Raw genomic sequence first — 7,199 nt, 5'->3', positions numbered from 1 at the left:
CGGCCATTCCTGACCGGTGCCTCTTCAGAGGTCCGCTCCCGGCAGCCGGGGATGATGCTGCTGATCGCGTTGGCACTGACGGTCGCCTTCGTGGCGTCGTGGGGCTCCACCCTCGGCCTGCTCGCTCACGGCCTGGACTTCTGGTGGGAGCTGGCGCTTCTGGTCGTGATCATGCTGCTGGGTCACTGGATCGAGATGCGGTCTCTGGCCCGCACCACATCGGCCCTGGACTCACTGGCCGCGCTGCTGCCGGACGAAGCCGAGCGGGTCGAGGGCGACCAGGTGGTGGTCGTTGCCCCCTCCAGCCTGCAGGTGGGGGACGTCGTCGTGGTCCGGCCCGGTGGCAGCGTCCCGGCAGACGGTCGCGTGGTCGAGGGGTCGGCCTCGATGGACGAAGCGATGATCACCGGCGAGTCCGTCGCCGTCCGACGCGGCCTAGGTGACGCCGTGGTCGCCGGCACCGTCGCCACCGACTCCGGATTGCGGGTCGAGGTCACCGCTACGGGCGATGAGACGACACTGGCCGGTATCGGGAAGCTGGTCGCCGCCGCGCAAGCCTCGGGCTCTCGAGCGCAGCGGCTCGCGGACACCGCTGCCGGGTGGCTGTTCTGGTACGCCCTCGGCTCCGCCGCCCTCACCTTCGCCGTGTGGGCCCTGCTGGGTCAGCCCGACAACGGTGTCGTGCGCACCATCACGGTGCTGGTCATCGCCTGCCCTCACGCCCTCGGTCTGGCGATCCCGCTAGTGATCTCCATCTCCACCGAGCGTGCCGCGCGTGGCGGGGTGCTGGTCAAGGACCGGCTCGCGATGGAGTCGATGCGCACCGTGGACACGGTCCTCTTCGACAAGACCGGCACCCTGACCAAGGGAGAGCCGACCGTCACCGCCGTCGCACCCGCTGACCACGCCTCTCTGGACGAGGACGGGCTGCTGACGTTGGCCGCCGCTGCCGAGGCCGACTCCGAGCACCCGCTCGCCAGAGCGATCGTCCGCGCCGCATCCGATCGGGGCCTCCGCGTGCCGGCAGTGCGCGACTTCGTCTCCGCTCCTGCGGTCGGCGTCTCGGCCACGGTCGACGGGCACACGGTCCGCGTCGGTGGTCCCGCTCTGCTCGAGGACGTCGCTGGCGCCGAGCTCGAGGTTGCAGACGCGTGGCGTGACGAGGGCGCGATCATCTTGCACGTCGTCCGCGACGGGGCCGTCGTCGGTGCGCTGCGGCTGGCCGACGCGGTGCGCGAGGAGTCTCGCGCCGCGGTGCGCGCGCTGCACGAGCGTGGCGTCGAGGTCGTCATGATCACCGGCGACGCCGAGGCGGTGGCCAATGCCGTAGGTGCCGAGCTCGGCATCGACCGCGTCTACGCCGGGGTCCGTCCCGAGGACAAGTCCGCCAAGGTCGCCGAGCTGCAGGCCGAGGGACGCAAGGTCGCCATGGTCGGCGACGGCGTCAACGACGCCCCCGCTCTCGCGCAGGCCGACGTCGGCATCGCCATCGGCGCCGGCACCGACGTCGCCATCGCCTCGGCCGGCATCATCCTGGCCTCCGACGACCCCCGCTCGGTGCTCTCGGTGATCGACCTCTCGCGGGCGACCTTCCGCAAGAGCGTGCAGAACCTTGCCTGGGGCGCGGGCTACAACCTCGCCGCCGTGCCGCTCGCCGCCGGCGTGCTCGCCCCGATCGGGTTCGTGCTGCCGATGTCCGTGGGCGCGGTGCTGATGTCGGTCTCCACGATCGTCGTCGCCCTCAACGCCCAGCTGCTGCGGCGCCTCGACCTCTCCCCGGACGCCGCCGCCCCACTCGACGGCACCCCGGACGCCTCCACCGCACCAGAGCCCTCCAGGGAGAACTCATGAACACCGCCGACCCGACCGGCCCGACCACCGACGCCGTCAGCGCACCTCCCGAGTATCCGGATCCCGGCTACCTCTCCAGCAAGGACGGCTACCGGCGGCGACTGCGCCGCATCGAGGGCCAGGTCCAAGGCATCTCTCGAATGGTGGAGGAGGAGACCTACTGCATCGACATCCTGACGCAGGTCTCCGCGGCGACCAAGGCACTCCACGCCGTCGCGCTGGGGCTGCTCGAGGAGCACCTGAGCCACTGCGTGGTCGACGCCGCCCGGCGCGGAGGACCCGAGGCAGATGTCCGCATCCGCGAGGCCTCCGACGCGATCGCCCGCCTGGTGAAGTCCTGACCACCACCCGACCCGGCCCCCGACCCGTCGCGGCACCCGTCGCGCGCCATCGAAAGGAACACCCCATGTGCACTGCCTGCAGCTGCTCCACCACCGACACCACCACCAACGCCACCGAGGCCAGCGCCGGGACCACCCGCGCGGGCCATCGCCGTGGGCTCATCGTGAGCGGCATGACCTGTGGCCACTGCGTGAGCTCGGTGAGCGAGGAGCTCCAGAAGCTCGACGGGGTGCGGGAGGTCGACGTCGATCTGGCGACCGGCGCCGTCACCGTCCACTCCGATGAGCCCGTGCCTGCGGGTGCCCTGGAGGCGGCCGTGCATGAGGCCGGCTACCAGCTCGCATGAGGGAAGTGCATCGCGAACACCTTCGAGAGCGTCACGACCGGGGGGCAGAACTAGAGTCGTCGGCCGCTGCTGCCGGGTGACCCCGGTAGGCTCTTGAGCATGAGTGCGCGCCGTCCACACCGGCCGTCGTCAGTGGGGTCCCGACTGATGCTGGCGACGCTGGCGTCTGCTTTCATCGTGGGCATCGTCGCCATGCACAGCCTGATGGTCACTTCCCACACTGCACCGACGTCGGCGGCTGCTCACGCTGCCACCGCCAGCGCGCCGATCGTCGGCGACTCCGACGTCGGTGCGGGTCACCACGACCCGGGCGCCGTCCACGACTCGGAGGGCAATGGGCTTGCGTCGATGGCCCAGGACTGTGGCCCGCTGCTCGCGGCCTGCTTGGCGCTGCTGCTCTCCGTCGCCGGACTCCTGCGCGGCAGGCGGGGACGTTCGTGGCGCGTCCTCTGGCAACGCGCCCGCGCCACACGCCTCCGGATCGGATCAGCGCGGCCACCACATGACCTGCTGACACCACTGCAACGCACTGCTGTTCTCCGCTGCTGAGGAGGGCTACCCCGCGACGCGGGCACGCCTCCATCCATCAGCACACATCCTCAGGAGAACCCCTATGCGCACACGCATGCTTGCAGTGACCCTCATTGCTGCCGCGGCCGTCCTGGCCGCTTGCTCGAACGACGACGGCGATAGCTCGTCGGCTGACCACAACGACGCTGACGTCACCTTCGCCCAGGAGATGATCCCTCACCACCAACAGGCCACCGAGATGGCGGCTCTGGCGCCCTCTCGGGCGGAGAGCTCCGAGGTCCTCGACCTGGCTGAGCAGATCTCGGCAGCGCAGGAGCCCGAGATCGCGACCATGACGAGCTGGCTGGAGTCGTGGGGTGAGGAGGCGCCCGAAGGCATGGGCTCCATGTCCGACATGGACTCGATGCCGGGCATGATGTCCGAGGACGAGATGGCAGAGCTCGAGAATGCCCAGGGTCCCGACTTCGACCGGCTGTTCCTGACCATGATGATCGAGCACCACGAAGGTGCCATCGACATGGCCGCAGCAGAGCAGGAGAACGGCGAGAACCCAGACGCCGTCGCCCTCGCCGAGACGATCGAGGCAGACCAGACGGCCGAGATCGCGACCATGCGCGAGCTGCTCGGATCCTGACCGACCACCGCCCCCGGCTGCGGGAGCGGCCGGGGGTGGATCGGGCGACCGTCATGCGCACCTCGACTCCCTCCGGACGCAGCATCCTGACCGCTGCGCTCCTCATCCTGCTGCTCGGCGCCTGCGCCGAGCCCCAAGCCGACGACGCCCCAGCGGCGGTGCTCGGCCACGTCCATGGCCTCGGCCTCAATCCCGGCGACGACCGCCTTCACGTCGCTACGCACAACGGACTGTTCGTCCTCGAAGGTCGTGAGCTCCGCCGTGTCGGCGAGAACACCCATGACCTGATGGGCTTCGGCGTGGTCGGGGAGGACCGCTTCGTCGCCAGCGGGCACCCCGTAGGCGGATCGCTACCCGAACCGATGGGCCTGGTCCAGAGCACCGATGCCGGTGCGACGTGGGAACAGGTCAGCCTGGGCGGAGAGGCTGACCTGCACAGCCTTGACGTCGACGGTGACACCATCGCCGCCCACGACTCCGTCGGCGGCAGGATCCTGATCTCCGCCGACGGCGGGCAGACCTTCGACACGCTGGCGGAGATGGATGCCCTCGACGTGCTGCTCCTCGACAGCGAGACGATCCTGGTTGCCGGCGTCGACGGGGTTCTCACGCGCCTGGACGCGGATGGCAGCCAAAGCCTCTCCGAGGCGCCGGGACTGGTGAACGTCGACCGAGCCGCGCTCGGCTACGTCGGTGTCGGACCCGACGGACAGGTGTGGACCTCGACCGATGGTGACGCTCGAACCTGGACGACGCGTGGCCGCCTCGACGGCATGCCAGCAGCGCTGGAGACTGGCGAGGACCGCTGGTACGCGGCGACCTCCACCGGCATCCACGCCAGCGACGACCAGGGGGTGTCGTGGGAGAGGATCTCGTGAGTCGCCGAGGGCGTCATCGTGACCCTGCCCGCGGCCGAGGTGCGCGGTGGGCTGCAACGGCCCTCCTGACCTTCGCCTGTGCCCTCGCCCTGGCATCGGTGTGGCCGGCCGATGACGCACCCAGGCCCGACGCCACGGCCGTGAGCACAGACCCGCCAGAGGCCAGCGGCGCCGACGACCGACGCCCTCGTGTTGCGACCTCCGCCCGCCCGCAGGCCGCGGAGCCCACCGCAGTTCCCACGGCTGGGACGGGGACCTTCGCCTCGGCTTCGGGGGAGACGGAGCGCGTGGGGCAGGGCGGTCGTCTGGTGGACTATCGCGTCGAGGTCGAGGGAGGGCTCGGCATCGACGAGAACGTCTTCGCCAGCGCTGTCGACGCGACGCTCTCGGAGCCACGAGGGTGGACCGCGGGAGGGGCCTTCTCGTTCCGGCGCACCGGCGATGCGCCATTGCGGGTGGTCTTGGCGAGTCCGGCGACCACGGATCTCCTCTGCGCGCCTCTGCAGACCCGGGGGGAGGTGTCGTGCCGCAACGGCAACGACGTCGTCATCAACGCCCTTCGATGGACCAGTGGTGTTCCCCACTACGACGACCTCGCCGAGTACCGCGACTACGTCATCAACCACGAGGTCGGACACGCCTTGGGATTCGGACACGAGTCCTGTCCGGCACCCGGTCGTCCCGCGCCCGTCATGCTGCAGCAGACGCTCGGTCTCCAGGGGTGCGAGCCGAACCCCTGGCCTTGATCTCCGCCTGCGCCGCGTGCACGGTCCACGCTCTCGTGCGCCGGACAGTCGTCGTGTGGAACCAGGGGGCGGCGCCTAGCCTTGTCGTGGCCCACTCTTATCCCCTGCGATGGACACGAGCCGAGGCTCGACGGACAGGACCCCCGATCGTGACCGGGCGTGGTGGCGTGCCCCGACTGCCGCGCCTACCGACCCTGCCCCCTCGACGCCTGGTACGACCACCTCGCGGTCGCCGCCCGCGGGAAGGCCACCGCCGGCAGCCGGAGGACGTTCCTGCGCATCATCGGCGAGGACATCGGCCGTGGCGTGTTCACCACCTGGGCCCGCGAGGGTCGGATGCGGCTCGCGGAAGCCACCGCATGGCGCGTGTACGAGGAGTACCGCGACGCCGGCCAGGACACGTCCGCTCAGAACCTCGCCCGGTACGTCCACGTCGCCGACGGCCGCCAGCCCCGGCTCGTGGCCGCCTACGCCACCATCCTGGCCCGCACCGGCGGCGAGGAAACACTCGAACGAGCCATCAAGGTCTGCGACGAGGCACTGGGCCGGTGGGCGCAGAACACCGCGGACGGGTGGCCCGAGCTGCGCGCCAAGCGCGGCCAGCTCGCCGGCCGCCTCACCCGGCTGCGCGGACGACTGTCCAGCGAGCTCGACGAGGACGGAAACCCCATCCCGGTGCGCCGCCACCACCCCGCGGACCCGCGACGGGTCCGCGGCCGCCGGTTCGGCCCCCCCGGGTAGGCCAGGGCCAGGTCAGGCCAAGTCAGGGCCGGTCGCGCACCAGGACGGCCTTCTGCTCCGCGGTGTGTGCGCTGCGGTGGCCACGCGGGAAGACCCAGCGGAAGACGCTGAGGCCAGGTCGTCGGCACCAGCAGTCATCGTCGCAGCCGCAGGCGGTCGCCCCGAGCTGCTCGGCCACCCGGCTCCCGACGGCGGCCAGCAGGTAGGCGCCGCCGAGAACGAGCAGCAGCCGCTTCACGCCAGCACCTCCACCAGCTGGGCCGTGGTCGGGGAGCCCCTGAGCCCGTCCGGGGTCGCGTAGACCCGGCACGCCAGCCCCACCTGCTCGCCACCGGACGCGAACGGGTCCACGCCGGCGACACGGATGGTCGGCGAGCCGATGAACCCGAGCTCCTCCGCCTCCTCCGGGCTACCGACGCGCACCTTGGCCACGTGGACGTCATCGCGGCCCACTGACCGCAGCGCCTCGTGGAGCCGTTCCTCAGCGACGGTCCAGTTTGGGCAGCCATCGAAGTAGAGCAGTTCAACACGCACGGGTCGGTTCCTCCTGAACGGGTCGCGTCTGCTTCCACTGTGCCACCCGAGGCAACGCACGCACCGAGGGCCCGCAGCTTCGAGCCCCGGTTGTTCGACACGCCGGCATCCCCAGATGCTTGGTCCCACCAGCAACACCCGCCACGCTGAGTCGACAACGCCGCGCCCTGACCAAGGTCAAGAGCGCGGCGGGTGATCGCAGTTGGATGGACCGCGCGAAGAGTTGGGTGAACCGCGCGAAGCTCGCGGGGACTTTTACCCATCCACCACACCTTGCTGCCGAACTCAGGCCGGCGTCAGCACCATCGCTGATGGAGTTCGAGTCTCCACCGACGTCCTCCGACCTCGACGCTGGGCCGAGCACCTGGACGTGCACGACGCGATCCGCCAGCTCCTCACCGTCGCCGGTTGGCAGGCGTACGGCTTCGAACACGTCGAGGTCCAAAGTCGACGCGACCCGGAACGGGCCCTCGACGACCACCCCGTGTGGGATCGATGGGCACCTGTGTACACGCACGACCTACAAGCACCCGGAGACGTCGCGAGGAGTCGCTACTTGTTCGAGTTCGACGACATCGGCGAGACCGGCGTCCGTC

At 70.5% G+C, this 7,199-nt stretch carries 10 protein-coding genes; 8 read left to right on the top strand and 2 right to left on the bottom strand.

Annotation, left to right across the window (positions count from 1 at the left end; translation table 11 throughout):
• From ASF38_RS00135 to ASF38_RS00100, 7 genes are all read left to right on the top strand, one after another.
• The coding region (locus ASF38_RS00135; protein ID WP_235497329.1) for a heavy metal translocating P-type ATPase at positions 1 to 1,851 on the top strand (1,851 nt) is incomplete at its 5' end.
• Positions 1,848 to 2,192 carry a metal-sensitive transcriptional regulator gene (locus tag ASF38_RS00130; protein WP_056572824.1) on the top strand — a complete coding sequence of 115 codons (345 nt, stop codon included), beginning with the start codon at positions 1,848 to 1,850 and terminating at the stop codon, positions 2,190 to 2,192. The genes ASF38_RS00135 and ASF38_RS00130, both read left to right, overlap by 4 nt.
• A 65-nt stretch (positions 2,193 to 2,257) precedes the next feature.
• On the top strand, positions 2,258 to 2,539 hold the full coding sequence (locus tag ASF38_RS19490; protein WP_056572822.1) for a heavy-metal-associated domain-containing protein: 282 nt from the start codon (positions 2,258 to 2,260) through the stop codon (positions 2,537 to 2,539).
• 625 nt (positions 2,540 to 3,164) lie between these two features.
• The gene (locus ASF38_RS00115) at positions 3,165 to 3,704 is read left to right on the top strand and encodes a DUF305 domain-containing protein (RefSeq protein ID WP_235497328.1); all 540 of its coding nucleotides are present in this window, start codon (positions 3,165 to 3,167) and stop codon (positions 3,702 to 3,704) included.
• A 35-nt stretch (positions 3,705 to 3,739) separates the two neighbouring features.
• Complete coding sequence (locus ASF38_RS00110; protein ID WP_156366723.1) at positions 3,740 to 4,582, top strand: exo-alpha-sialidase; 843 nt, start codon at positions 3,740 to 3,742, stop codon at positions 4,580 to 4,582.
• Positions 4,564 to 5,328: a DUF3152 domain-containing protein gene (locus ASF38_RS18525; RefSeq protein WP_369815140.1), complete on the top strand. Its 765-nt coding sequence runs from the start codon at positions 4,564 to 4,566 to the stop codon at positions 5,326 to 5,328. Before ASF38_RS00110 ends, ASF38_RS18525 begins: the two co-directional genes overlap by 19 nt.
• 159 nt (positions 5,329 to 5,487) lie before the next feature.
• Positions 5,488 to 6,069, top strand: coding sequence for a hypothetical protein (locus ASF38_RS00100; RefSeq protein WP_056572806.1), 582 nt, complete (start codon positions 5,488 to 5,490; stop codon positions 6,067 to 6,069).
• Between the two features lie 22 nt (positions 6,070 to 6,091).
• Here ASF38_RS00100 and ASF38_RS00095 read toward each other — a convergent pair whose 3' ends face one another.
• Entirely contained in the window at positions 6,092 to 6,307 is a 216-nt protein-coding gene (locus ASF38_RS00095; RefSeq protein ID WP_056572803.1) for a hypothetical protein, read from the bottom strand.
• Positions 6,304 to 6,501: a hypothetical protein gene (locus tag ASF38_RS00090; protein WP_235497326.1), complete on the bottom strand. Its 198-nt coding sequence runs from the start codon at positions 6,499 to 6,501 to the stop codon at positions 6,304 to 6,306. The genes ASF38_RS00095 and ASF38_RS00090 overlap by 4 nt, the downstream gene beginning before the upstream one ends.
• A gap of 472 nt (positions 6,502 to 6,973) precedes the next feature.
• On the opposite strand from ASF38_RS00090, the gene ASF38_RS17730 reads away from it, so the two are divergent.
• On the top strand, positions 6,974 to 7,199 hold a 226-nt coding region (locus tag ASF38_RS17730; RefSeq protein ID WP_162237264.1), incomplete at its 3' end, for a hypothetical protein.

The organism is Aeromicrobium sp. Leaf272 (assembly GCF_001422865.1).
Lineage (GTDB): Bacteria > Actinomycetota > Actinomycetes > Propionibacteriales > Nocardioidaceae > Aeromicrobium.
Note: the sequence above shows the minus strand (reverse complement) of the source record. Positions and strands in the feature narration are given on the sequence as shown.

What these genes read in the sequence shown, in the direction of transcription:
- ASF38_RS00130 (WP_056572824.1), top strand. Translation starts at nt 1,848, where the DNA reads ATGAACACCGCCGACCCGACCGGCCCGACCACCGACGCCGTCAGCGCA.
- ASF38_RS19490 (WP_056572822.1), top strand. Translation starts at nt 2,258, where the DNA reads ATGTGCACTGCCTGCAGCTGCTCCACCACCGACACCACCACCAACGCC.
- ASF38_RS00115 (WP_235497328.1), top strand. Translation starts at nt 3,165, where the DNA reads ATGCTTGCAGTGACCCTCATTGCTGCCGCGGCCGTCCTGGCCGCTTGC.